This window comes from Acidiferrimicrobium sp. IK (genome assembly GCF_025499425.1).
Lineage (GTDB): Bacteria > Actinomycetota > Acidimicrobiia > Acidimicrobiales > Palsa-688 > Acidiferrimicrobium.
Genome location: NZ_JAIMCB010000003.1, coordinates 315,019 through 340,051, shown reverse-complemented (window position 1 = coordinate 340,051; position 25,033 = coordinate 315,019). Strand labels below are relative to the sequence as shown.

Sequence of the window (25,033 nt, the reverse complement as noted above, 5' to 3'; positions counted from 1 at the left end):
ATCGGCTCCCCTCCACTCGTCCCGACACTGGGACCGTCGCTCGTCCCGACACCGGGACCGTCGCGTCCAGCCAGGACGGACCGCCTGCCACGAGGACGGTGATGTCACTCCCGGAGCTGCAGTCCGCGCTGCGCACCCTCGGGCCCCGCCTGTACGTGGGCCAGGGATGGCGCGGTCCGGTGCTGGCCGATCCCGGCCAGGCGGTGCTGGTGCTCGGGCCGCCCCGCTCCGGGAAGACGTCGGCGCTGGTCGTACCCAACGTGTTGGTCGCGCCCGGCGCGGTCATCGTCACCTCCACCAAACCCGACGTCCTCGAAGCCACGATGCGAGCCCGGGCCGGGATCGGACGGTGCTGGCTGTTCGACCCGACCGGCACCGTCGATCCGCCGCCCGGGGTCCTCCGAGCCCGGTGGTCGCCGGTCGCCGCCAGCCGCGAGTGGGACGACGCGCTGGTGCTCACCCGGGCGATGGCCCGCGCCGCCCGCCCGGGCGCCGAGCGCGGCGAGTCGGGGCACTGGGTGGAGCGGGCCGAGGCGATGGTCGCGCCGCTGCTCCACGCCGCGGCCCTCGCCGGCGCCGACATGCGCACGGTCAACAGTTGGGTGCTGCGCCAGGATCTCGGCGAGGCGGCGGCGGTGCTCGCGGCGCGGGGAGCGCCGGTAGCCGGCGACGTCCTCGCCGGCCTGGCCGCCACGGAGGCCCGCGAGCTGTCGGGCATCTGGTCCAGCGCGGCGGGGATCCTGGCCGCCTACCGGTCGCAGGCCGCGCTGGCGGCGGCGGACTCGCCCAACGTCGAGCCGGCCGCGCTCCACTCCAGCACTGACACCGTCTACGTGTGCGCGCCCGGAGACCGCCAGGACCTGGTCGCGCCGGTCGTCGTCGGGTTCCTTGAACGGGCCCGCTCTGGCGCTTACAGCGCCGCCGCGGCGCGCCGTGGCGGCGTTCCGCTCACCTTCGTGCTCGACGAGGTGGCCAACGTCGCCCCCCTGCCGAACCTCCCTGCGCTGGTTTCCGAGGGTGGCGGCCAGGGCGTGTCCACGCTGGCCTGCCTCCAGGACCTGTCCCAAGGCCGCCACCGGTGGGGAGCGCGAGCCGACGGCTTCCTCTCCCTCTTCGGCGTCAAAGTCGTGCTGCCCGGCATCGGCGATCACGCCACCCTCGAACTGGTGTCCCGCCTCGGCGGCGAGATCGACGTCCCGGTCCGGTCGGTCAGCCGGGGCGCCTGGTACGGCCCCGGTTGGGGAGCGCCGACCACCACCGTCACCACCCGCCGCCAGCGGGCGCTCCCCTTCGACCGGGTCAGCCACCAGCCGCGCGGCACCGCGCTGGTGCTCGCCGGTGCCCTCCCTCCCGGCCAGGTCAGCCTGCCGCCGTGGTGGGAGATGGGCCCCCGTCCTCCCCGCCCCGCCCTCGGTCTGTGACTGACGCGCCCGGCGGGGCCACCGGTCACGGCGGGGAAGAGCCCGGACCCCGCCGGTGTTGAAAGCCTTGTGTCCACCCATCCGCCCGTGCTGTCCGTGCTCGACCTGGCCCCGGTGCCGGAGGGCGTGAGCCCGACTGAAGCGCTGGCCCGGTCAGTGGAGCTGATCAGGCTGGCCGAAGACCTCGGCTTCCGCCGCTACTGGGTGGCCGAGCACCACAACATGCCCGGCATCGCCAGCTCGTCGCCGGCGGTGCTCATCGCCCACCTCGCCGCCGCGACCTCCCGCATCCGGGTCGGCAGCGGCGGCGTAATGCTCCCCAACCACGCGCCGCTCGTGATCGCCGAGCAATTCGGCCTGCTCGCGTCGCTCCACCCGGGCCGCATCGACCTGGGACTCGGGCGGGCGCCCGGAAGTGACCAGGCCACGGCCCGGGCGCTCAGGCGGGCATTCGACGACCCCGCAGCGGACAAGTTCCCCGAGCAGCTGGGGGAGCTGGTGGCGTTCTTGCACGGCTCCTTCCCAGACGACCACCCGTACCGCCACATCCGCGCCGTGCCCCGCGCCGAGGTACCGCCGAGCATCTGGCTGCTCGGCTCGAGCGGTTACAGCGCCCAGCTGGCTGGGATGCTCGGCCTCCCGTTCTCCTTCGCCCACCACTTCGCCCCCGCGTACACGGAGCCGGCGGTGCAGCTCTACCGGGACTCGTTCCGTCCCTCGGCGGTGCTCGACGAGCCCTACGTCGCCATCGGGGCGGCGGTGCTCGGCGCCGACACCGACGAGGAGGCGCAGTGGCTGCACGGGCCGTCGCGGCTTCAGATGCTGCGGCTGCGGACCGGTCGCCCCGGGCCCCTCTCCAGCCCGGAGGACGCCGACGCCTACCCGTGGACCGCCGGCGAGCGCAACGCCGTCGCCGGCTTCACGTCCTCCCACATCGTCGGCTCCCCCGACACGGTGCGCGCCGGGCTGACCAGGCTGGCCTCGATGACCGGCGCCGACGAGCTGATCGTGACAACCAACACCTTCTCCCAAGCCGACCGGCTGCGCTCGTTCCGCCTAGTGGCGGACGTCATGGCGCCCGCCGCGGCCTGACCGGCGCCTTGACCTTCCCTGCGCCCACCAGTCCCGAGCCCGACGGTCCGACCTCGGGAGAGGACAGCCCGGCGTCGGTGGCGCACGGCCCCGGCTCCGACGGCTCGGCAGACCAGGCCGCGCTGCACCGCAACGCCCGCCGGGTGCAAACCGCGCTCCTCGCGGCCGGCTCCGACGCCGCGGTCCGCCAGCTACCGGAGTCCGCACACACCGCAGCGGAGGCCGCCGCCGCTCTCGGGGTGACCGAAGCGCAGATCGCCAAGTCCCTCGTGTTCATGGCCGACGGAGCCCCGGTGCTGATCGTGCTTCGCGGCGCGGACCGCCTCGACCCCACCCGCCTGGCCGCCCACCTGGGCGCAGCCAGGGTGCGCCGGGCCGACCCCGACGCAGTGCGGGCCGCGACCGGCTACCCGATAGGCGGAGTCAGCCCGCTCGGCCACTACGGGCTTCGGGTCCTCGTGGACCAGGGTCTGGCCGACGAGGGGGAGATCTGGGCCGCGGCGGGCACACCTAACTGTGTGTTCCCCACCTCCTTCGCCGAGCTGGTCCGCGTCGCCGGCGCCGAGCCGGCCGACGTCCGCAGCTCCTGAGCCTGCTCGCAGGAGCCGGGGTCAGCTCCGGTCCCCGCTAGTCGAGCGTCGGCTCGGGTCCCCGGGCGGCAGCCTCCCCTCAGTCACGGCCCGCCACACCTCGGCGGCTGCCGCCGCGAAACCGTCGGGCAACCCCAGATCCCTCAGGCTGCGAGCGACCTCGTCCATCTCACCCGACCACCGCCAGGCCTTGGGCAGCGAGTGGTGGGCAGCCGCCAGCCGCTCAGGAAGATCCGGCTGCGAGCGAGCCCACTCGCCGAAGAGCGCGTCCTCGACACCGTTGGCCCGGGCGGCCGCCTCGACAACCAGCAGCAGCGCGGCCGTTCCCTTGGTCCACGCCGCGTACGACATCTTCATCGCCGATGCCGCAGTCGGGTTGTCCCCGAGCACCACGGCCTCCCCCCGATCACTACCTGATAGCAGGGACGCGATCGCCGGGGCGTCCGGGCCGCTGAGGAACATCCGGGTCCCGGTGCCGGGCCCCATCGGGCCGCCGATCAGGTCGCCGTCGACGAACCGGGCTCCTGCCGCCTCCACCACGCCGCGGATCTCGAGAGCCGTGGCCGGCGCCACCGCGTTGGCGTCGACGTACAAGCCGGCGAACGCCGTCGCTGCCACCTGACGGGCCACGTCCAGGGCGGCGTGCGGCGGGCAGATCGACAGCACCACGTCGGCCTGGGCGCACAAGCCGGCCACCGAACCTGCGTCTTCCATGCCGGCGTCCTCAGCTCGCCTGGCGCTCTCGTTGCTGCGGGCGGCGGAGGCCCATAGCACCCTCGAGCCTCGTTCGATGAGCGCCGCGCCCACCGACGCTCCCATCGAACCGGGGTGGAGTAGGCCGACGACCACGGATCGAGCGGGTGCCATATCGCGAGTCTCGCTGCTCGCCGCGGTCCCCGCCTGCTCTTGTGACAGTCACCAGAATCTGCCCGCTGGCGGCCAGCGGGGAGTGCCCGCAGGCGGCCACCCTGCCACCGTTGGGGTAACCGGTCCCGGCCACCGGGTAAACGGGATCCGTCGCTCTGGCGCATCGCCGGACACGTACGCCAACGGGACCTACGGTTGGCCATGACCTCATCCACGAAAGCCTCGGTGCTGCCGTCACTTTGGACGACGCTCTTGATTGGGCTGATCCTCGGGGCGGGTGTCGGGGCTGTACTCGGCGGAGGCGCCGGAGCCCTCTTCTACGGCTTCGTCGGCTTGGTGGGGGCTTTCTTCGGTTGGCGGTACGAGGCCCATCGTCGTTGAGCGCTCGACAGAGGGAGCGTCTCGCGTGTCCCGCCACTTCACACCAAGTGGACAGCCGGCAAGGAAAAAAGGACATCGACTCCGTCGACGGCTCTTGACACCAAGCGCTTCTTCAGGAACGGCGATCCGCGCCTCAGGTCGCCCGTGCGGCGCGTGTACCGGCTCACACAGAACGACCCGCCGGCGAGCGGAGAGCGTTCGTCAGGCGGAGTACAACACCGGCACGCCGAGCGTCGGGGCGTTGGCGAGGCAACCGTCGGAGGTGAGCAGCGAGGCATGGAGATGGGCGGCGAGCGCGACGTAGAGACCGTCGGCGAAGGTGACGTTCGCCCGCTTCGCCCGTGCGTCGGCGAACAGACCTCGAACATGCACCACCCGTAGAGGCCGAGCGAGGAGTTCGTTGACGCCTTGCTGGGATTGCTCGCCGGTGAGGACGCCGTTGAGATCCCAGCGGCGAAGCACGGCCCCGCACTCGGCGAAGAAGTGATCCGGACCCAGGGCACGGCGTCGTCGGGCAGCGGTCGCCGAAGGGCACGTCCACGCTCGGAGTCGACGACCAGCTCTACACCGGCGGAGGCATCAATGACGACAGGGGTCACGCCTCGCCGGTGCTGCGCAGGTCCGTGAGTGTGTCAACAGCTCGGACTGGGAGATGGAGGGGTTCCCCGCTCTGGCGCCGGTCCAGCCACGCGCGAAACGCCTCGGGCGTCACGGCCTCGTCGGGGTTCGTGACCACGACGGCGGGGTCAGAGGGCGACGGAGCGGCCTGGCCCTCCACGTTCCAAGCGTACCGCTGACCCCCGACAGCGTCCCGGGACAGAACATTCCATCAGGACCGATCACCACCGACCGGCGTTCCGCACCTACTCGGCGTTATTTCTGCTTGGGTTGCCGACTCTGGGCTCCAGCAGACTCTTGCTGGCGCCCAGAGCGTCGGTCAGCGGGCGGCGCCGGCGATGTAGATGGACACGATGTAGGTGGCGTGACGGTCGAGCGAGACCCTGGCCCGGTCGTAACCCATGGTGGTGCGCGGATCGGCGTGCGATGCGGCCTCTTGGACGTCGCGCAGGGGCACGCCAGCGTCGAGAGCGGCGGTGATGAAGGCGTGGCGAAGGGTGTTCCACTGGCGGCCGACATGCGCTCCTCCGACCTGGCGCTCCGAGCCGCAGCGCCGCCACTCCCGCTGCTGCTCGCATCGCTCCCGCTGCTGGTCGCAGTTGCTTCCAAGGGAAACCCGCGGCAGACCTCCACCACAGCCGGCGGACGTGTCGCGGCTCGCGTGGGTGATCACCCTTGCAAGCCGCGACAGACCTGACAATTCCGGGCGCGGTCTGTCGCGGCTTTCCCGGCCGCCAGCAACAGCCGCGCCCCCAACAAGCGGCCGCGCCCCAACAAGCGGCCGCGCCGCGCACGGCCCAGCACCCAGCGCCACTCCCCTAGCAATCCCCGCGGTCGAACGAGGCGGTCACCGCCGCTTCATGCGACGCTGGCCAGCCCGATCGCCGCGCCGGATGCCACCGCTACCACCGCGGCGGCCAGAGCGTCGGGCCATCCCGGCCCCGCCGGCTGCGAGGTCAGCTGCCCGGTCCCGCCTCGCGCCGTGATGGCCTCTCCCATCTCACCGGCCCGGCGGATCGAAGCGGTGAGAGCGGCGGTCATGAGGTCGATGCCCTCGTCGAGGAGGGTGTTGAGGCTCCAACGGTGCCCCGGCGGTCCAGGCCGCAGACGCCTTGCGGCCATCACCGTGCGCATCTCATCCACCAGCAGAGGAAGGCTGCGGATGCACAGAGCGGTGGTGACGGCCCACTCGTCGACGGGCAGGCGCAGCCATCGCAGCGGCGCACCGACGCGGGCCACCGCCGGCGCGACATCACCCAAGGAGGTTGTCCACGCGACCATGGCCGAAGCGCCGAGGAGCACGACGCTCAGGCACACGAAGCGGACGTAGAGCTCGAGGTCGCCCAGCCCGACATGCCCCGAGCCGACCGAGATCTCCGGCTTGCCACCCGACACGAGTGTGAACAGTCCGCCGGCGGCCATCACCACCCAGAACCACACCGGCAGCCGGGGCAGCGCGCTTCGCGGGACTCGGGCAATGCGTGCAACCGCGAGGAGCATGACCGCTCCGATCACGATGCCCGGCCAACTCGGAACCAGGGAGAGGACGACGCCGTAGGTGACGACCGCCAGCATCTTGGTTCCGGCCCACAGCCGGTGGATGGCCGTGTCGCCGGGGATCTGGCGGAGGAGGACCATCGACCGCCGCGGCCGGCGGGGTTGCCGGTCGGGGGACGATCCGCCAGAAGACGTTGCGCCACCGCCCGACGCCCCACCGCCGGACGATCCGCTTTGGAGGCGCTGGACGCGCCGGGAAGTGTCGGACGGGCGCGACGTCACGGCGTGGGCCCGCCGCCCGAGACCGGCTCGGGCACGTAGTCGTGCAACTGGAGCCGACCCTGCGCGAGCAGCGCAGTTCGGTCGCACACCTCTCCCATCCCCTCGAGGTCGTGGGAGATCACGATCAGGGAGAGGCCTTCGTCTCGTAACCGGCCGAGGACCGAGAGCAACCCGGCCCGGCTGGAGGGGTCGAGCCCGGCGAGCGGCTCATCAAGGATCAACACGCGCGGCCGGCGGGCGAGGAGCCCGGCCAGAGCGACCCGGCGCATCTCACCTCCGCTCAGCTGGTCGATGCGCCGATCCGCGAACTCGGCGTCGAGGCCGACCTCGGCCAAGGCGGCGGGCACCGCGTCGGATCCGATCCCCGCGGCCGCCTTGATGTCGGAGCGAACCGTCGGGCGTTGCAGCTGGAGCCGGGCGTGCTGGAACGCCAGCGCGACGGCGCCCACCTGGCGGGTAACGGGCCGACCGTCGAGCAGGCAGCGACCGGAGGTGGGCTCGAGCAGCCCGGCCAGGACCCAGGCGAGGGTGGACTTTCCCGAGCCGTTTCCGCCGACGATCAGCAGGCCGTCACCCTCGCCGACGCTGAGGTTGATCCCGTGGAGGGCTGGCTGGGCCCACGGTGTGCCGTCGGCGTAGGTGTGCGATACGTCCTCGACGACGAGCACCCCGGCTCTCCGGTCTCCCAGGGGCCCGCGTCGTGCCGGGGTGCTCCCCGTGGGGCCGGGATCAGCGAAAGGCGGGAAGCTGTCGCCGACCCCTTCGAGGAGACGGCCGCCGGCGAGGCGCACCACGCGGTCGGCGGCGGCCGCCTCCTCCGCCCGGTGGGTGACGTGCACCACGGCCATCTGGGCGGTGCGGGGCAGCCGGGCGAGCAGGGAGGTGAGGTCTTTGCGGCCCTGCTCGTCGATCATTGCGGTCGACTCGTCGGACAAGAGCAGCTTGGGTCGGCGGGCCAGGGCGGCGGCGACCGCCAGGCGCTGCAGCTCGCCGCCCGACAGCGTCGTCGTCTCCCTCGCCGCCATCCCGCCCAGCCCGACCAGATCGAGGAGCTGTTCGACATCGACCGCGGCGTCGGCGGGGAGGCCCCACACCACGTCGTCCGCGACCCGAACCCCGAGGACCTGGCTTTCCGGTCTCTGGGAGATCACGGCGGTGCCTCCGCGCTTGCCCAGCCCCGCCGCGCCGGCGCGCACCACCTCGCCCGCGGTCGGGGGGCGGCCAGCCAGGACTCGGGCCAAGGTCGACTTCCCGGACCCGTTGGCGCCGACGAGGGCGACTAGGTCCGGGCCCTCGAGAGCGAAGCTCACCCCGTCGAGCGCGTCGGACGCCGCCTGCGGGTAGCGGACATGGACGTCGCGCAACGACACCGGCAGTGGTGCGATGGGCCGCGGGTCATCCGGGGCTTCCATGCGGTCTTCGGGGACCATCCACTCCAGGCGGTCCAGGACGGCGCCGACGATCACCCATGCCGCGGCGACGCTGGCCGCCAATCCGATTACGACCACCACTGCCACCGTCGCCCACCAGTCCCGGATGGCGGTGTCGAGGAGATGGTTCGCTCGGTCGGCCGCACCGTGCAGCAGCGGCAAGCGTCCGGCCACCCCGGTCACGCCGCGTCCCAGGTTGCGGATCTGGTCGAGGGTCAGCTTCCGGCTGGCGGCGAATACCAAGAGCATGAGATCGGCCACCCCGGCGAGCGCCGGCGCCACGACCGCGGTGGCCGCCACGACCGTCCACCGGCCCCGGCCGCGGCGTTTGACGTCGCCCACAAGACCGCCGACGATGGCGCACACGACGACGCTGTAGGCCGGCCCGGTGCCCGCTACCAGGAAGGACACGACGCAGCCGGCCACGGTCGCCGCCAGCACGGCGCGGGGACGGTACCGCTGCGCGACCAGCCCCATCGGCACGGCGCCCAGCGCCTGGATGGCACTGGCGTGAGGCAGGATCCACCCGAGGACCGCGAGGGCGACGGTGACTCCTCCGAGGACCGCGGCGGCAGCCAGTTCGAGCGGCCGGAGCGGCCCGCGCACCGACGGGGGACGCTCAGCCATCGACGCAGCCTGCCACCAGTCCGTAGGTCAACCGGCGCGGGTAGATTCGCCGGCCGGTCCTCCGCCCGGTCCCACCGGCCGGGACACCGGGCCGCAGCCCGCCCGTGCCACAACGGTGGTGCTGACCGTTAGGCGCCCGCCCCGGCGGGTCGGGCAACGACGCCACCGGCGCAGATCAGCAGAGCTCGGCATGACGGAAGCAGCAGGTCAGATGGTCCATCACCACTCCGGCGGCCTGCAGGTAGGAGTACACGATGGTGGGGCCGACAAAGGAGAAACCTCGCCGGCGCAGGTCCTTGCTCAGGGTCTCGGCCAGCGGCGTAGTCACCGGCACCTGAGCCGCCTCGCTCCAATGATTGACGATCGCGGTGCCGTCGACGCGGTCCCACAGGTAGGCCGAAAACGTCCCGTGCTCCGCGGCGACCTCGAGGAGTGCTCTGGCGTTGCTGACGGCGCTGGCGATCTTGGCCCGGTTGCGGATGATCCCGGCGTCACGGAGGAGCGCGGCCTGGCCGTCCGGGGTGATCGAGGCCACGGCGACGGGGTCGAAGCCGGCGAACGCCGAGCGGTACCCGTCGCGCCTGGTCAACACCGACCGCCACGACAGGCCGGCCTGGGCACCTTCCAAGATGAGCAGCTCGAACAGTCCCCGGTCGTCTCGGGTCGGGACTCCCCACTCGGTGTCGTGGTAGCCCACCATCGCCGCGTCGGTTCCCGCCCACCCGCAACGGTCCAAGTCGGCAGGGTAGGGCCTACCATCGGGGTCGTGACGTCTGCGATGCGGCGATCCTCCGGCTGTCGGGTCATCGCCGGGCGGACCGTCGGGGACGGCGGATCGCGCCGGAGGGGCCCGACGCGGCCCGCCGCGGCGAGTTGAGTCCGGCCTCTGACCTGGGCGCCCTGCTCGCAGGTCTGCGCCCCGAGGCCCGGCCAGGGGAATGGGTGTGGGTGGCTGAGGTCCCCGCCGGCATCGAGGCCGCGGCCACCGTCAGCGAACCGGAGGGTCGCTGCGCGGTGGTGGCCAGGTCCGACGCCGACCAGGCCGGCCTGGCCTACGACTTCGTGGCCGCCTGGATCGTCCTTCGGGTCGAATCGGCGCTGCACGCCGTCGGGCTGACCGCTGCGGTCAGCGCCGCCTTGGCCGGTGCCGGGATCGCCTGCAACGTCCTGGCCGGCTTGCGCCACGACCACCTCCTCGTCCCCGTCTCCCAGGCCGACGCCGCCCTGGCAGTGCTGGGCTCCCTCGGCACCGGAGCTTCCGAGACCAACCCGAGGGTCAACCTGTAGCTGAGGGTGAGGGAATGACTCCGGGCGCTACTCCCCCAGTCGTCGCTCGAAGCCGGGAGGCACCACGACGTCGTCGGGGGTCAGGTCCTGGATCGACGACAAGCCGAGCCCGAGGAGCGCGGAGTCGATCCCGCCCCGGAGGATGTCGAGCACGTTTTCCACCCCGGCCTGGCCGTTGGCGGCCAGACCCCACAGGTAGGCCCGACCGATCATCACCGCGCGGGCCCCGAGCGCCACGGCCTTCACCACGTCGCTGCCCCGGCGCACGCCGCCGTCGAGGAGCACCTCGATCTGGTCGCCCACCGCCTGCGCCACCGCCGGGAGGGCCCTGATAGTCGCCGGCGTGGAGTCGAGGTTGTTGCCGCCGTGGTTGGAGACCGAGATGGCCGTGACCCCGGCGTCGACCGCCCGCTTGGCGTCGTCCACTCGGCACACCCCCTTCAGCATGAACGGGCCGCCCCACTGCTCGCGCAGCCAGGCCACGTCCTCCCACGTCGGCAGGGGGGTCTGCATCCACTCTCCGTAGGCGCCGAAAAACGTCGGGGGGGCCTGGCCCGGCGCCGTCAGGTTGGGCGTCGTCAGGTCCGGGAAACGCATAGTCCGGGCGTACTCGAGCAGCCACTTCGGTCGCACGAGGCCCTCCGGCGCGACCTTGATCATCGTCTTCAGGTCCATCTTCTCGGGGATCACCGGGCTGCCCCAGTCACGGCCCATCGAGAACGACCAGTCCAAGGTGGCGATCAGGCCGACCGCGCCCGCCGCCCGGGCCCGCTCCATGCGCTCGAGCATCCGCTCTTTGGTACCAACCCAATACACCTGGAAGAAGGTCTGCGGGTTGGCCGCCACCACCTCCTCGATCGGCTTGCTGGCGAAGGAGCTGAGCCCCATCGCGGTGCCTCTCGCAGCGGCAGCGCGCGCTACGGCTACTTCCCCTTCGGGGTGCACCGCCTGGACGCCGGTCGGCGAGATGACGACCGGCAGGGAGATCGACTGGCCCATGACCGTCGTGGCCAGCTCGCGCTTGGAGGACAGCCCGGCGACGTGAGGCGCGAACCCGAGCTCCCCGAACGCAGCCATGTTGTCCTCGACGGTGAGGCCGCGCTCGGACCCCGCGACAAGCGCGCCGTATACCGACTTCGGTAGCCGTTTCTTGGCCCGGCGCTGCGCTTCGGCGACGGTCTCGAACCAAGGGTTCCCCATGTGTGCGTTTCCTCTCTTCGCGGTGAATGGATCATAATGGCACTGAGTGTCGAAGGGAAGCGCCAACGAGCCGGACGCGGCGGCATCCGCACCTCGCGGACCGGGCCCTCGCGGATCGGGCCCTCGCCGATCGAGCCCGCTTGGGTCGGTGCCCCGCCGGGGCGTCGCCCGGCTCGGCCGGCCGCGCTCGACGTCGCGCGCCGAGCTGCAGGAAGTCGCCTTGCGCCTCTTCGCCGACCGAGGCTTCGACGAGACCAGCGTCGAGGACATCGCCACCGCGGCAGGGATCGGGCGACGGACCTTCTTCCGTTACTACTCCTCCAAACTGGACCTGGTCTGGGGCGACTTCGAGACCGAGCTGGAACACATGCGGGCCGCCCTCGGCGCGACCGGGCCCGAGGTTCCGATGATGCAGGCGGTGCGGGCCGGGGTGGTTGGCTTCAACCGGATTCCCCCGGAGATCGCGACCCAGCACCGCCAGCGCCTGGCACTCATCCTCGGTGTCCCCACCCTGATCGCCAACTCGACGCTGCGCTTCGCCCAATGGCGGGGCGTGGTAGCGGAGTTCGTCGCCGCCCGGACGGGATGCGGAGCCGAGGACTTGCTGCCCCGGGTGGTGGCGCATTGTGCGCTCGGAGCTGCCGTCGCCGCCTACGAAGAGTGGCTCCAGGATCCCGACGCCGACCTGACCGCCATTCTCGACGACGCCCTGGGGCGCCTGGCCGCCGGGTTCGCGACCACCGCACCACCGGCCCGAGCCACCCCACCACCGCCGCCGCCACCGCCGCCCTTCACCGGAAGTCCCTCGAGCGCAGGGCGGTAGGCGACAGGGTCAGCGCCTCGATGCGGTCGGCCACGACGTTGATGACGCCCTCCACCCGTTCGAGCTTGCCGGTGACGATCAACGCCGGAGCGGCCCGGGCCACCCGCCGGTACCGGGCCCATGCTCCCCTCGAGCACACCACGTTGATCAGACCGGTCTCGTCTTCCAGGTTGAGGAAGATGATCCCCTGCGCCGTCGCCGGCCGCTGCCGGTGGGTGACCACCCCGGCGACGGTGACGCGGACGTCGGCCGCCACCGCGACCAGGCCGGCGGCGGTGACCACCCCCATCCGGTCCAGGTCGTCTCGGACGAACTCCGTCGGGTAGCTGTCGGGCGACAACCCTGTCGCCCACAGGTCGGCCCGGTTGGTCTCCACCGGATCCATCCCGGGCAGACGGGGCGGCTCGGCGCCGGTGACCAGCCCGGCCAACCGGGCGCTGCGCCGACCGACCGCAGCGTCGAGCGACGGGCCCGACTGGGCCACCGCCCCCGCGGCCCACAACGCCTCGCGGCGAGGAAGGCCGAAGCAACCGAGCGCGCCGGCGGTAGCCAGCGCCTCGGCCTGTGGGGTGCTAAGCCCGCAGCGGCGGACCAGGTCCTCGATACCCGAATACGGCCGGCCGGCGGCGATGCGATCCGCCACCTCGGACCCGATGGTCCGCACGTAGGAGACGCCGATGCGCACCGCGGCTCCGCCGGCGCTGGACGGGCACGCCTCGAGCAGCGACACTGCGGCGCTGGCGTTGACATCGGGCCCGCGCACCACCACTCCGTGACGGCGGGCATCGGCCACGATGGTCTGCGGGGACCAAAAGCCCATGGGCTGGCCGTCGAGCAGCCCGGCGCAGAACGCCGCCGGGTAATGCAACTTCATCCACGACGATGAATACACGAGGTAGGCGAAGCTCACCGAGTGGCTCTCGGGGAAGCCGAAGTTGGCGAACGCCACCAGCTTCTCGTAGATCTGGTCGGCCACCTCGCCGGTGATCCCCCGCTCGGCCATGCCCGAGAACAACCGGGCCCGCAGCGCCTCCATCTTGCTCACGCTTCGCTTGGACCCCATGGCCTGGCGCAGCCGGTCGGACTCCGCCGGCGTGAAGCCGGCCACGTCGATGGCCATCTGCATCAGCTGCTCCTGGAACAGCGGCACGCCGAGGGTCTTGGCCAGGCTCCGCTCGAGCAGGGGGTGAAGGTAGGTGACCGGCTCCTGCCCGTTGCGCCGGCGGATGTAGGGATGCACCGATCCCCCCTGGATCGGGCCGGGGCGGATCAAAGCGACCTCCACCACCAAGTCGTAGAACTCCCTCGGCTTGAGCCTCGGCAGCGTGGCCATCTGCGCCCGGCTCTCGACTTGGAACACCCCCACCGAGTCGGCCCGGCACAGCATCTGGTACACCTCGTCCTCCTGAGGGAGGGCCCCGAGGTCGACCTCCACCCCGTGGAAGTCGCGGATGTGGTCGACGGTGGCGTGCAGCACCGTCAGCATCCCGAGGCCGAGCATGTCGAACTTGACCAGCCCGGCGGCCGCGCAGTCGTCCTTGTCCCACTGCAGCACCGAGCGGTCGGCCATGCGAGCCCATTCGACCGGGCACACCTCCGACACCGGCCGGTCGCAGATCACCATGCCCCCGGAATGGATACCGAGATGGCGGGGGAAGTGCTGGATCTCCTCGGCCAAGGCCAGGACCGGCGCCGGGATGTCGTGGTCGGGAGCGCCGGAGGGGCCGGGCGCGGTCGTGGCCGACAGCGGACCCCACCCGTCCACCTGCTTGGACCAGGCGTCGAGCTGCCCCGGCGCGGCCCCGAGCGCCTTGCCCATGTCGCGCACCGCGGATTTGGGCCGGTAGGTGATCACGTTGGCGACCTGCGCCGCGCATCCCCTCCCGTAGCGCTGGTACACGTACTGGATGGCCTCCTCCCGCCGGCCGCTTTCGATGTCCACGTCGATGTCGGGTGGCCCGTCGCGCTCGGGCGACAGGAACCGCTCGAACAGCAGGCCCAGGCGGACCGCGTCGGCGTTGGTGACCCCGAGCGCGAAGCACACCGCCGAGTTGGCCGCCGACCCTCGACCCTGGCAGTAGATGTCGTGCTCACGGCAGAACCGGACGATGTCCCACACGATGAGGAAGTAACCGGCGAAACCCAACTGCTCGATCATCGCCAGCTCGTAGTCGATCTGGGCCCATGCTCGCGGGTGGCTGGGACGCTCGCGCGGCCCGTAGCGCCCTTTGGCTCCCTCCTCGGTCAGGTGGCGCAGCCAGCTCATCTCGCTGTGCCCGGCCGGGGTCGGCCACGGCGGCAGCTTGGGAGCCACCAGCGACAGGTCGAACGCGCACTCCCGCCCGAGCGCCGCGGCCCGCTCCACCACCCCCGGGTAGCGAGCGAAGCGGGCCGCCTGCTCACGGCCGCTGCGGAGGTGGGCGGCGGCGGCCGACGGAAGCCACCCGTCGATGTCGTCAAGACTGCGCCGGGCCCGGACCGCGGCCATGGCGGCGGCCAGCCGCCGGCGGGCTGGCACGTGGTAGTGCACGTTGTTGGTGGCCACCACCTCCGCCCCGCCCCGGTAGGCGATCTCCACTAGAGCGTCGTTGCGCGCCGAGTCGAGCGGGTCGCCGTGGTCCCAGACCTCCACCACGACGTTGGCCGCCCCGAACCGCCGTTGCAGCCCGGCCAGGGCCGTGGCGGCGCGCCCCGGTCCGGCGTCGAGGAGGGTGGCGGGCACCACGCCCTTGCGGCACCCGGTCAGCACTACCCAGTGATCGGATTGGTGGGGGGAAAAGAGCGGCTCCCGCAGGGGGTCCGCCGGCGCCTCGCCGGCCGGGTGGCTGCCGGAGGGGTCCCCGATGGCTGCGATGTCGGGAACCGCGCCGCCGCCGATCGCCGCGAGGGTGTCTAGGTCGATGACCGGCTTGCCCTTCTCACGGCCCTGGAGGTGGGCCGCCGACAGGGCCCGGCACAGTCGGGTGTAGCCAGTCGGGTCCCGGGCCAGGACGAGGAGGTGGGTCCCTTCCGGATCGGCCACCCCGTGTTGGGGCCGGGTCAGGCCGAGGGACAGCTCGGCGCCGAAGACCGCCGGCATCCCCACCGCCCGCGCCGCCTCGGCGAAGCGCACCACCCCGTACATGCCGTCGTGGTCGGTGAGAGCCAGGGCTTCGAGGCCCAGGCGGGTGGCTTCCTCTACCAGTTCCTCGGGGTGGGAGGCGCCATCTAGGAAGCTGAAGTTGGAGTGGCAGTGCAGCTCCGCGTACGGCGTCGTGGCGGCCTTCCGGCGGCGGACCACATGGGCAGGCGGCTGGTAGGGCCCTCTCTTGTGGGACCAGGCCGGGCTGTCACCGCCGTCCCCGTCTGTCGGGAACGGTCGGGCCCTCCCCGACAGCCGAGCCTCGAGCTCTGACCACGGCACCGGAGGATTGCCCCAACCCATGCAGCCCAGAGTATCGAACATATGTTCGATACTCCAGGGGGATCCACCACTCCGGTGAGAATCGAGGCTAGGGGATCTCGGCCGCGGGTCGTCACCGATGGGTCTGCCAGGCTGGGCGCATGGGTTCGTTCATCATCCGCTTCGACACGACCGGCACCGGGCGGCGGGTCGCCGTCAAAGATCTCATCGACTTGGCGGGGGTTCCGACCACCGCCGGGTGCCGGGTCCTGGCCGAGCAGGCCGCCCCCGCCGCCGTCGATGCCCTGTGCCTGGCGGGGATCAGGGCCGCGCAAGCCTCCGGCGGGGTGCGCATAGTCGGCAAGACCAACCTCAACGAGCTGGCGTACGGGGTCACCGGCCTCAACCCGTGGTTCTCCTCCCCGCTCAACCCTGCCGATGCCAGGCGAGTGGTGGGCGGCTCATCGAGCGGTTCAGCGGCGGCGGTCGGTCACCGCGAGGCTGACGTGGCCATCGGCAGCGACACCGGCGGGTCGGTCCGTATCCCGGCCGCCTGCTGCGGGGTGGCAGGCCTGAAGACCACCGGCGGGCGGATCCCCCTGCAGGGGGTGTGGCCGCTGGCCCCCAGCCTCGACACCGTCGGGCCGCTGGCAGTGGACGTGGCCGGCCTGGTGGAGGGGATGATGCTGCTCGAGCCGGGGTTCGTGACCGGCAGGACGCCAGCGGCCGCGCTCGGTCGGGTCCGCCTCCCGGCCACCGAGCCGGTGGACCGAGCGATCGACGCGGCGCTGGCGGCCAGCGGCCTTCCCGTGCAGGACGTTTCCCTGCCCGGATGGGACGCAGCCAGGGACGCCGGCATGACGATCCTGGTGGCCGAGGCGTGGGCGGCCGACGGCGAGCTCGCCCGCACCGGCGGGTTGAGCCCGGAGGTCGCGGTCCGCCTGTGGCCGGGGGCATCGCTGGAGCCCTCCGCAGTCGCGGCCGCCCGCGGGACCGGCGAGCTGTGGCAGGCGGAGGTCGCCGCCGTGCTCGCCCGCGTCGAGGTCCTGGCCATGCCCACCCTGGCCGACCTGCCGCCCCACATCGAGGACGCAGCCAAGGTGACCACCCTGCGTCACACGATGCCCTGGAACCTGTCCGGGGCGCCGGCGCTGTCGCTTCCGGTGCCGGTTCCCGCTGGCACGGCCGGCGCCGGCGGCGTCCCTGCCAGCCTCCAGCTGGTGGCCGCGCCGGGTCGGGAGGACCTTCTTCTGGCCACCGCATCGGTCATCGAGGCGGCGCTCGCCTAGCGCCGCCTGGCTCGCCTGCCGCCTCCTCGAGGCAAGCACTTCCTAGAATCTCTCACCCATGGCCCTCCAGAAGCTCGCGCCGCGTCGTCCGCGCGTGTGGATGGAGGTACTGACCATCGTGTGGCTGGCGTGGGTCTACGACATGGTCTCCAACCTGGCCCCGATCCGCCAGGCCGCCGCCGAGGCCCACGCCCGCAGCGTGTTCCACCTGGAGCGGGTGCTGCACCTGGACCCCGAGCAGTGGCTCAACCACTTGCTCGCCCCCCACCCGACCATCGGGCTGTGGATCAGCGACTACTACGACAACGCCCACTTCGTCGTCACCTTCGCGGTGCTCGGCTGGCTGTGGTGGCGCCACCCCGGGCACTACCGCCCCCTGCGCGCCGCGTTGGTGCTGATCAACGTCATCGGTCTCGCCATCTACTGGCGCTACCCGATGGCCCCGCCCCGCATGGTGCCCTCGCTCGGCATCGTGGACGTGGTGGCCAAGACCGGTGCCTTCGGCTCCTGGCACTCGGGGACCCTGGCGCAGCACGCCAATGAGCTGGCCGCCATGCCGTCACTGCACCTGGCCTGGGCCACCTGGTCGTCGTGGGCAGTTTGGCGGGTGCTGCGCGGCCGGCGCTGGGCGGCGGCCGTGTGGGTGTACCCGGCGGCCACGGCCATCGCGGTCATCACGACCGGCAACCACTTCGTGGCCGACGTCGTCGCCGGGATCATGGTGACCGGCGTAGCGGTGCCGGTGGCCGACTTCATCTATCGCCGGCAGCTGATCCGGAGGGCCGGATCGGTGCTGCACGACGAGAACGCCGGCGAGGAGTCCGTCGCAGCCTGAGATGGTCAGGCCGGCTGCGTCGGGCGTCCCCCTGGCAACCGGCAAAATCGCGCCTGGCGCGATTTTGGTCGCATGCAGTACCAAATCGCGCCGGGCGCGATTTTGGTACCGCGACGCGAGCCGCTTCAGTCGTAGGTGGCGTCGACACCCCAGCGGCCGCCCTCACGGCTGAGCAGGCGGGCGCAACCGTCAGAGAGGACCACCTGCAGTCGGGCCCGGCGGCGACCCTTGTCGTCCCACCAACGCTCCTCGATCGGCCACGGGCCGGCCCATGCCTTCACCTCGAGGACCGGAGCGCCGGCGATGGTCACCGTCGCCGGCGCGCCGCTCAGCTCGCCACGGCCCGTCACCCCGACGACGTTCCCTTCCCGGTCGCGGACCTCGGCAGGCAGCGCCGGGTGGTGGACCACCGCCGGCGCCGGGCCGGGGAGGCGCCCTGGCCACGGCGGTAGCTCCACGGGGGCCCGAGCCGGCCGGCCCGTCCCGGCCGAGGCCCGAGACGCCGAGGCCCGAGCAGTCGAGGCCCGAGTAGCCGAGGCCGGAGACGCCGAGGCCCGAGCAGTCGAGGCCGGAGACGCCGAGGCCCGAGCAGTCGAGGCCCGAGACGCCGAGGCCGGAGTAGCCGAGACCGGAGGCGCCGAGGCCCGAGACGCCGAGACCGGGGTCCAGGCGGCTGGACGCCCCTGGACCCGCTCGTCGCCCCACGGCACCAACCGCACCTGCTCCGCCGGGTCCCGGCCCCCACCGATCACTGCGGTGACCACCCCGTCGGGGCCTAGCAAACCCTGCACCCGGGCCAGGGCCCGGGCCACCCTCGCATCGCCTTGCGCAGAGCCGCCCCAGAACCCCAGCTGCCGCCCGTGGTCGGGGCGGATCTCATCAGGGCGGAGCCGCAGGAGGCTCAGTCCCCCCGACGTCCCTCCTGCATCGCCCTGCGACCGCAGCCACCCATCGAGCTGCCATCGCACCCGCTCGGCTACCGCCCCCGCGGTCAGCGCCCCATCGTGGCGCCACAGGCGCTGGAGGTGCTCGCCGTGCTCGGTCTCGGCTTCGACAGCCAGGCGGGTGCAAGCCAGTCCCAGGGCCGCGAGCCGCCCGTGCAACTCTTCGGCCAGTGTCCGGGCCACGAACGCCACGGTGTCGACGCGCTCCGCCGGCGGGTCCAGCACCGCGCTGACCGCCAGGTCCGGTGGGGGGACCCTGGCCGCCGGCGGTCGCTCGTCGAGGCCGCGTGCCAGGCGGTGGGCGTCTGCCCCCTCGGTCCCGAAGCGGGCGAGGACGGCCCGCTGATCGAGGGCCGCGACCTCTCCTAGGGTCCGCAGGCCCAGTCGGGCCCACAGGCCGGTCAGCTCGGGGCGATCCAAAGCGGTGACCGGGAGGGGGGCCAGCCAGGTGGCACTGGCGCCGGGGGGAACCACACAGACCGGCGCGTCGGCAGCCGCGCCGGAAGCAGCCGGCCGGGCGGACACCGCCCGAGCCGCCAGCTCAGCTGCGAAGCGTCCGTCGGCCACGCCGATGAGCGTCCCGCTCCCTCGCACTCCGGAGGCGGCAACGGCCGTGTCGATGGCCTGGGCCATCAGGCCGGCCAGCGCCCGGTCACCCCCGTAGTAGCGGGAGGGGCCACGGGTGGCCAATGCCAGCATCCCGGCCCGCACCACCTCGACCATCGGGGTCAGTGCCTCCACCGCCATGACCGCCGGTTCCCACGCTCGCAGGTCGCGGGAGGGGTCGGCCTGCACGACGAGCAGTTCGGGGCAGCGACCCTGCGCCTCCCGGCGCCGGAGCCCCTGCACCACCCCCTCGGCGCGCGCTTCGGGCGAGCACGCCACCACCCGGTTGGCGCTGACCACCGCCACCGGCCGCTCAGGCGGGTGGCCGGCTGCCACCACTGGCCAGTCCGGATACCAGGCGACCAGAGTGCGGACTCCTGGCATCGACTACCCGGCTCGGGCGGCCAACGCTGGATCCATCTCCGAATCGGGCTTCGGCTGCCCCCGAACCGATCCGGCCGGAGAGCCGGCCGGAGAGCCGGCGGGAGGACCGTAGGGAGAACCGCCGGGTGAAGCAGCGGGGAGTTGGACCCGCGCCGAGCGGGCCCGGCTCGCTCCCCGCCGACCCGACCCAGCCACCTCGACCTCGCGGCTTTGCAGGTGGCCGTGCCCCGAGCCCAGGCCGGTCCACACCGAAGCGGTGACCTCGAGGCGCACGTCCGCCCCTTCCGGCCATCTGCCGTACGCACCTGCGCCATCCATGACCATCAGCACTGCGCCGCGCTCGCGAGCCCTGGCCGTCAGGCGGCGGGCGTCGCCGGCGCGCACCCGGGTGGGCGGCCGCAGGACCACGATGTCCACGCTTTCGAGCAGCGCCGCCACGATCACCGGCCACTGGTCACCAGGCCGGGGGATCAGGGCCAGCCGTTCCAGGGCCACGCCCATCTCGGCCGCCGCTACCAACCCGAGGTCCGGTAGCGCCACCGCGGCGCACCATGCGCCGCCCGCCGAGGCCGGCGCCAGGAGGGAGAGGGCGAGCGACACCGCCCCCGAAGCCGATCCGGCCCCGATCGCCACGGTGCTCCCCCGCCGCAAGCCGCCTTCGGGCAGCAACGGCACGAGCGTCGCCGGGGCGTCCAGCAGACGCGCCGCCGCCGGCGCCGGCTCCCCGCCGCGAGCGGCCAGGACCGCAAGCGCACCCATCTGGGCCCGCCTACCGGTCTCCTGCAACGGCGCAGGATCCAATCGTCGTGCTGCACCGCCCGGTGAACCCACAGCCGAACTGTATCGAACACATGTTCGATACACAACGGCCGGGACGGCCCGAGGAGGGGGCCGCTACCCTACGGCGGATGGGGACGCTCAGAAGTGTCGACCTTGCCTGGTTGGACAGCGCACCGGTGCGCTGCACCAAGTCACGGGCGCTGCACCATCCGCCGGCGGCGGTCTTCGCGGCCATCGCCGGCGACCCGGGCGGGTGGGGCCGGTGGTTCCCCGGCTTCGACGACAGCGGGCACTACACCGACGAGGCGCCCCACGGGACCGGGTCGGTTCGCAAGGTGCGTGTCGGGGGTGTCACCGTCACCGAACGGGTCCTGGCTTGGGATGAGCCGAGCCGCTGGGCTTTTTGCGCGGAGTCGACCGGCATCCCCTCGTTTGCCGCGCTGGCCGAGGACTACCGGCTGGCCCCGACATCGGACGGCAGCCTCCTGACATGGACCTTCGCCGTCGATCCGGGCCGGATGCCCCGGGTGGTGTTCGCCCCGCTGCCGATGGTGATCGAGCGGCTCATGCAGCGCTTCTGCACCAACCTGGACCGGGTGCTCGACCGGCCGGGGGCCGCCACCAACAGCAGCGAGGACTGAGCGGCACCTCAGCAGGCCCCGGCTGCAGAGGGCAAGCGCGGCCGCCGGCAATCACACTGCCGGCAATCACACTGCCGGCAATCAGGTGCCGGCAATCACACTGCCGGCAATCAGGGTGCCGGCGAGCGGCGTCAGCTGCCCCGCACGACCCCCTCGGCCAGCGCAGCGGCCGCCACCGCGGCGGCTACCGACTCGCCGACGCCGGGCGCGAACACGCTGGGCACGACCTCCTCTGCGCTCAGCTGGGCAGCGGGGACCGCCGCGGCGATGGCTTCGGCAGCGGCCAGCTTCATGCCCTCGGTGATCCGGGTGGCGCCGGCATCCAGGGCGCCGCGGAAGATACCGGGGAAGCACAGGACGTTGTTGATCTGGTTGGGGTAGTCGCTGCGGCCGGTGGCCATGACCGCGACGACGCCTTCGGCCTCCTCGGGCAGGACCTCGGGGACCGGGTTGGCCAGCGCGAACACGATGGGGTCGGGAGCCATCGTCTGGAGGTCCTCCCGCCCGAGAAGCCCGGGGCCGCTGACCCCCACGAACACGTCGGCGCCGGCGAGCAGCTCCTGCAAGGTTCCGGTGCGGCCACCCGGGTTGGCGTTGTCGGCCAGCCACTGCTTGGAGGGGTCCAAGCCCTCGCGCCCCTTGTGGATCGCCCCCTTGCGGTCGGCGGCGGCCACATCGAGAACGCCGGCGCTCATCAGGATCTTGGCGATGGCGACGCCGGCAGCGCCGGCCCCGGACAGGACGACACGCATCGATTCGATGGGGCGGCCCACGACCTTGGCTGCGTTGCGCAACGCTGCCAGCACGACGACAGCGGTGCCGTGCTGATCGTCGTGGAAGACCGGGATGGAAAGCGTCTCGCTCAAGATGCGCTCGATCTCGAAGCAGTGGGGCGCGGCGATGTCCTCGAGGTTGATCCCGCCGAACATCGGCTCCATGCGCTGCACCGTCTCGATCAGCTCGGCGGGGCTGTTGACCTTCAAGCAGACCGGGATGGCGTCGACGCCGGCGAAGGACTTGAACAACACGGCCTTGCCCTCCATCACGGGGAGCGCGGCCTCCGGGCCGATGTCGCCCAGTCCGAGCACTGCGGTGCCGTCGGTGACCACCGCCACCGTGTTGGACTTCATGGTGTAGCGGTGGACCAGCGCGGGGGTGTTGGCGATGGCCGTGCAGACCCGGGCGACGCCAGGCGTGTAGGCCATGGCCAGGTCGTCGCGATCCCGAAGCGGCTGCTTGCCAAGAACGTCGAGCTTGCCGCCTTCGTGCAGTGCGAAGGTCCGGTCCTCCACCTCCATCACCTGCACGCCCTCGACCCGCTTGGCTGCGGCGGCGACATCGCCGGCGTGGCCCTCGGAGGGGCAGAACACCACCAGGTCCCGGGTGACCGTCGCTCCGTCAGTCGCCACGATCTCGATGGCCATGAGGCTCCCCCCGGCCTCTCCGAGGACGGTGGCGAGCTGCCCGAGAACACCCGGGTGGTTGCGCAGGCGGGCACGGATGCGCAACGAGTACGCGGCGAGGGCAGTGGCCATGACAAGGCAGGATACCGACCCGACCCCGGCCATCCCGAACCGGCAGGCCAGGACCGCCCGCTGCTCGGTCGGCGGGTCCGACCCCGGCGCCGGCGCGGCCGTCTTGCTTGCTGTGGCATCGGACACATATGGTGTGGCCGTCCACGGTTGTGGTCGCAGCACCGACGGCCGCTGGCCCTTCGGGGGGAGGGCCGGGCCGTTCGGTCATACCGCATCGTGGTGGAGGGGCAGAGCGTCCGGCGCCGGGCGCGACGAAGGACCGGCGGGGGGGGTGCCGGTCCTTCGCATGCTCGAGGGGCGAGTTGGGGGGGATAACTGCCCCGAGCTGTCTCCAGTATGGCCCACACCGCGCCATCGCGTCAAGCGACTTTCGTCACTCCAACTATCTGCATGGGTGATGCGACGGATCACGTGGCACGCCCGGCGGGCAGCCGCGTGCTGAGATGACAGGCGATGAGCAGCTCACACAGCCGGCCCGAGCCCCTCTGGACGCCTCCCCTCGAACGCCAGCAACACAGCCGCCTGGGCCAGTGGCTGGCCGCCCTCCGCCAGGCGGGGCCGCTGGAGCGCGTCTTGAACCCGGGCGCCGGCGGGGGCGCCCGAAGCGGTGGCGTCGAGGGCTACGAGGCGGCGTGGCGCTGGTCGGTGGACCGCCCGGAGCAGTTCTGGCCGGAGGTAGCCAAGGAGGTGGGCCTCGAGTGGTCGACCCCGCCGGAGTCGACGCTGGTGCCCGGCCCCGACGGCGTGGCCGATGCCCGCTGGTGGCCGGGCGGCCGGACCAGCTACGCCCGCCAGGCTCTGGCCGGCGCCGGCCAGCCCGGCGACGCCGTCGCGGTGGTGGCTCACAGCCAGACCCGCAAGCCGGTGGAGCTGACGTGGGACCAGTTGCGCAGCCGGGTCCGGGAGGTGCGCGCCGGGCTGGAAGCCGCTGGCGTCGGCGAGGGCGACCGGGTCGCCGGCTACCTCCCGAACATCCCCGAAGCGCTCGTCGCGTTCCTGGCGACCGCCAGCCTGGGAGCGGTGTGGACGTGCTGCGCGTCGGAGATGGGCGTTGCTGGAGTACTGGACCGCCTGGCCCAGGTCGAGCCGACGGTCCTGATCGGCGCGGACGGTTACTGCTACGGAGACCGCCGCGTCGATCGCAGCCACGAGATGGAGGCCATCCGCCAGGGGCTTCCCACCCTGCGCGCCGCGGTGTGGCTTTCCTACCTCGAACCGCAGCGGGCCGCGCCTGGCGGGTGGACGGCATGGGACGCCCTGTCCTCCCACCCGGGACCGGGCCCGGAGGAACCCGAGCACCGGGAGGTCCCTTCGGACCACCCGCTCTACATCCTCTACTCCTCGGGCACCACCGGGCGCCCCAAGGCGATCGTCCACGGCCACGCCGGCATCCTCTTCGAGCACGCCAAGGCGCTGGCGTTCCAATTCGACGTGGCTGCCGGCGACCGGCTGTTTTGGTTCACCACCACCGGTTGGATGATGTGGAACTTCCTCGTTTCCGGCCTGGTCGTCGGCGCCGCCGTGGTGCTCTTCGACGGCAACCCGGCGTGGCCCGACAACGACGCCCTGTGGGCGCTGATCGAGGATACGGAGACCACGGTCGCGGGCGTCGGGGCCGCCTCGCTGGTCGCCGCCCAAAAGGCCGGCGTCGAGCCGGCCGCCAGCCACGACCTGAGCCGGCTGCGGACGTTGGGCTCGACCGGCAGTCCCCTCCCGGCCGCCACCGCGCAATGGGTCTACGACGCGGTCAGCCCCGACCTGATGCTCGGGTCGTTCTCCGGCGGCACCGACGTATGCACCGGTTTCGTCGGTCCCAGCCCGCTCCACCCGGTGTGGGCCGGCGAGATCGCCTGCCGCTGCCTGGGCGCCGCGGTCGAGGTGTTCGACGACCGCGGCCGGTCGGTGGTCGGCGAGGAAGGCGAGCTGGTCCTGACCGCCCCCCTCCCGTCGATGCCGGTGGGGTTCTGGGGCGACGGGGATCGCCGGCGATATCACGAGGCGTACTTCGAGCGCTTCCCCGGCGTGTGGGCGCACGGTGACCGCATGACCCTCACCCACCGGGGCACCTGCGTCATCACCGGCCGCAGCGACGGGACGCTCAACCGGGGCGGCGTGCGGATGGGAACCGCCGAGTTCTACGACGTCGTCGAAGGGTTCGACGAGGTGGCCGACAGCCTGGTCGTCCACGTGCCTGACGCCGAGGGCGGCAACGGCGAGCTGTGGCTGTTCGTCGTGCCCGCCGACCCGAGCACCCCGGCCCGCGACGACCTGGCGGCACGGTTGAAAACCGCCATCCGCACCGATCTCTCCCCCCGCCACGTGCCCGACCACGTCGTCACCGTTCCGGCGGTCCCCCGCACCCTGTCGGGCAAGAAGCTGGAGGTGCCGGTCAAGCGCATCCTCGCCGGAGCGGCCGTTGAGGACGCCTTGACCCTCGCATCAGTGGCCAACCCCGACAGCCTCGACGCCATCGTGGCGGCGCGCCGGGGCTGAACCCCCGGTCCCTTTTTCCCACCTATCGA

The 25,033-nt window shown here is 72.4% G+C and carries 21 protein-coding genes; 10 read left to right on the top strand and 11 right to left on the bottom strand.

Annotated elements, in window-relative coordinates; genetic code table 11:
* Positions 1 to 101 precede the first annotated feature (101 nt).
* From K6U06_RS07200 to K6U06_RS07190, 3 genes are all read left to right on the top strand, one after another.
* Complete coding sequence (locus K6U06_RS07200; protein ID WP_262321229.1) at positions 102 to 1,421, top strand: type IV secretory system conjugative DNA transfer family protein; 1,320 nt, start codon at positions 102 to 104, stop codon at positions 1,419 to 1,421.
* Between the two features lie 87 nt (positions 1,422 to 1,508).
* The gene (locus K6U06_RS07195) at positions 1,509 to 2,513 is read left to right on the top strand and encodes an LLM class flavin-dependent oxidoreductase (protein WP_262321228.1); all 1,005 of its coding nucleotides are present in this window, start codon (positions 1,509 to 1,511) and stop codon (positions 2,511 to 2,513) included.
* A gap of 8 nt (positions 2,514 to 2,521) precedes the next feature.
* Positions 2,522 to 3,103 (top strand): YbaK/EbsC family protein, encoded by a 582-nt coding sequence (locus K6U06_RS07190; RefSeq protein WP_262321227.1) that lies wholly within the window; start codon positions 2,522 to 2,524, stop codon positions 3,101 to 3,103.
* A 21-nt stretch (positions 3,104 to 3,124) separates the two neighbouring features.
* Here K6U06_RS07190 and K6U06_RS07185 read toward each other — a convergent pair whose 3' ends face one another.
* Positions 3,125 to 3,970: an NAD(P)-dependent oxidoreductase gene (locus K6U06_RS07185; RefSeq protein WP_262321226.1), complete on the bottom strand. Its 846-nt coding sequence runs from the start codon at positions 3,968 to 3,970 to the stop codon at positions 3,125 to 3,127.
* 201 nt (positions 3,971 to 4,171) lie between these two features.
* Here K6U06_RS07185 and K6U06_RS07180 point away from each other — a divergent pair, with 201 nt between their 5' ends.
* The gene (locus tag K6U06_RS07180; protein WP_262321225.1) at positions 4,172 to 4,351 is read left to right on the top strand and encodes a hypothetical protein; all 180 of its coding nucleotides are present in this window, start codon (positions 4,172 to 4,174) and stop codon (positions 4,349 to 4,351) included.
* Positions 4,352 to 4,552: 201 nt separating this feature from the next.
* Here K6U06_RS07180 and K6U06_RS07175 read toward each other — a convergent pair whose 3' ends face one another.
* The 5 genes from K6U06_RS07175 to K6U06_RS07155 all read right to left on the bottom strand — a co-directional run bounded on the left by K6U06_RS07175 (position 4,553) and on the right by K6U06_RS07155 (position 9,541).
* Positions 4,553 to 4,813 carry a hypothetical protein gene (locus K6U06_RS07175; protein WP_262321224.1) on the bottom strand — a complete coding sequence of 87 codons (261 nt, stop codon included), beginning with the start codon at positions 4,811 to 4,813 and terminating at the stop codon, positions 4,553 to 4,555.
* A gap of 475 nt (positions 4,814 to 5,288) precedes the next feature.
* Entirely contained in the window at positions 5,289 to 5,642 is a 354-nt protein-coding gene (locus K6U06_RS07170) for a tyrosine-type recombinase/integrase (RefSeq protein WP_262321223.1), read from the bottom strand.
* A gap of 185 nt (positions 5,643 to 5,827) precedes the next feature.
* Positions 5,828 to 6,607, bottom strand: coding sequence for an energy-coupling factor transporter transmembrane component T family protein (locus K6U06_RS07165; protein WP_262321222.1), 780 nt, complete (start codon positions 6,605 to 6,607; stop codon positions 5,828 to 5,830).
* A 137-nt stretch (positions 6,608 to 6,744) separates the two neighbouring features.
* Positions 6,745 to 8,805: an ABC transporter ATP-binding protein gene (locus K6U06_RS07160; RefSeq protein WP_262321221.1), complete on the bottom strand. Its 2,061-nt coding sequence runs from the start codon at positions 8,803 to 8,805 to the stop codon at positions 6,745 to 6,747.
* A gap of 175 nt (positions 8,806 to 8,980) precedes the next feature.
* Positions 8,981 to 9,541: a DNA-3-methyladenine glycosylase I gene (locus K6U06_RS07155; protein ID WP_262321220.1), complete on the bottom strand. Its 561-nt coding sequence runs from the start codon at positions 9,539 to 9,541 to the stop codon at positions 8,981 to 8,983.
* Between the two features lie 137 nt (positions 9,542 to 9,678).
* Between K6U06_RS07155 and K6U06_RS07150 the strand changes: the two genes are divergently transcribed.
* Positions 9,679 to 10,092 (top strand): ACT domain-containing protein, encoded by a 414-nt coding sequence (locus tag K6U06_RS07150; RefSeq protein ID WP_262321219.1) that lies wholly within the window; start codon positions 9,679 to 9,681, stop codon positions 10,090 to 10,092.
* Between the two features lie 27 nt (positions 10,093 to 10,119).
* Here K6U06_RS07150 and mftD read toward each other — a convergent pair whose 3' ends face one another.
* Positions 10,120 to 11,292 carry a pre-mycofactocin synthase MftD gene (mftD, locus tag K6U06_RS07145; RefSeq protein WP_262321218.1) on the bottom strand — a complete coding sequence of 391 codons (1,173 nt, stop codon included), beginning with the start codon at positions 11,290 to 11,292 and terminating at the stop codon, positions 10,120 to 10,122.
* Between the two features lie 148 nt (positions 11,293 to 11,440).
* Here mftD and mftR point away from each other — a divergent pair, with 148 nt between their 5' ends.
* The gene (gene mftR, locus K6U06_RS07140) at positions 11,441 to 12,115 is read left to right on the top strand and encodes a mycofactocin system transcriptional regulator (protein WP_262321217.1); all 675 of its coding nucleotides are present in this window, start codon (positions 11,441 to 11,443) and stop codon (positions 12,113 to 12,115) included.
* On the opposite strand, the gene K6U06_RS07135 is transcribed toward mftR, so the two are convergent.
* Positions 12,084 to 15,539, bottom strand: coding sequence for an error-prone DNA polymerase (locus tag K6U06_RS07135; protein WP_262321216.1), 3,456 nt, complete (start codon positions 15,537 to 15,539; stop codon positions 12,084 to 12,086). The genes mftR and K6U06_RS07135 overlap by 32 nt on opposite strands.
* A gap of 119 nt (positions 15,540 to 15,658) precedes the next feature.
* Between K6U06_RS07135 and K6U06_RS24510 the strand changes: the two genes are divergently transcribed.
* Together K6U06_RS24510 and K6U06_RS07120 are read left to right on the top strand one after the other, a co-directional pair.
* Positions 15,659 to 16,786: an amidase gene (locus tag K6U06_RS24510; RefSeq protein WP_316044695.1), complete on the top strand. Its 1,128-nt coding sequence runs from the start codon at positions 15,659 to 15,661 to the stop codon at positions 16,784 to 16,786.
* 58 nt (positions 16,787 to 16,844) lie between these two features.
* A complete protein-coding gene (locus K6U06_RS07120; protein WP_262321215.1) occupies positions 16,845 to 17,621 on the top strand; it encodes a phosphatase PAP2 family protein in 777 nt (258 codons plus the stop codon).
* Between the two features lie 125 nt (positions 17,622 to 17,746).
* Here K6U06_RS07120 and K6U06_RS07115 read toward each other — a convergent pair whose 3' ends face one another.
* Together K6U06_RS07115 and K6U06_RS07110 are read right to left on the bottom strand one after the other, a co-directional pair.
* Positions 17,747 to 19,555 (bottom strand): DNA polymerase Y family protein, encoded by a 1,809-nt coding sequence (locus tag K6U06_RS07115; protein WP_262321214.1) that lies wholly within the window; start codon positions 19,553 to 19,555, stop codon positions 17,747 to 17,749.
* Between the two features lie 3 nt (positions 19,556 to 19,558).
* Positions 19,559 to 20,314, bottom strand: a complete 756-nt coding sequence (locus K6U06_RS07110; protein WP_262321213.1) for a DNA recombination/repair protein RecA — start codon at positions 20,312 to 20,314, stop codon at positions 19,559 to 19,561.
* A 149-nt stretch (positions 20,315 to 20,463) separates the two neighbouring features.
* On the opposite strand from K6U06_RS07110, the gene K6U06_RS07105 reads away from it, so the two are divergent.
* A complete protein-coding gene (locus tag K6U06_RS07105; protein WP_262321212.1) occupies positions 20,464 to 20,976 on the top strand; it encodes an SRPBCC family protein in 513 nt (170 codons plus the stop codon).
* Positions 20,977 to 21,107: 131 nt separating this feature from the next.
* On the opposite strand, the gene K6U06_RS07100 is transcribed toward K6U06_RS07105, so the two are convergent.
* On the bottom strand, positions 21,108 to 22,511 hold the full coding sequence (locus K6U06_RS07100; RefSeq protein WP_262321211.1) for an NAD-dependent malic enzyme: 1,404 nt from the start codon (positions 22,509 to 22,511) through the stop codon (positions 21,108 to 21,110).
* Positions 22,512 to 22,964: 453 nt separating this feature from the next.
* On the opposite strand from K6U06_RS07100, the gene K6U06_RS07095 reads away from it, so the two are divergent.
* Positions 22,965 to 25,004, top strand: coding sequence for an acetoacetate--CoA ligase (locus K6U06_RS07095; RefSeq protein ID WP_262321210.1), 2,040 nt, complete (start codon positions 22,965 to 22,967; stop codon positions 25,002 to 25,004).
* The last annotated feature ends 29 nt before the right edge of the window (positions 25,005 to 25,033 follow it).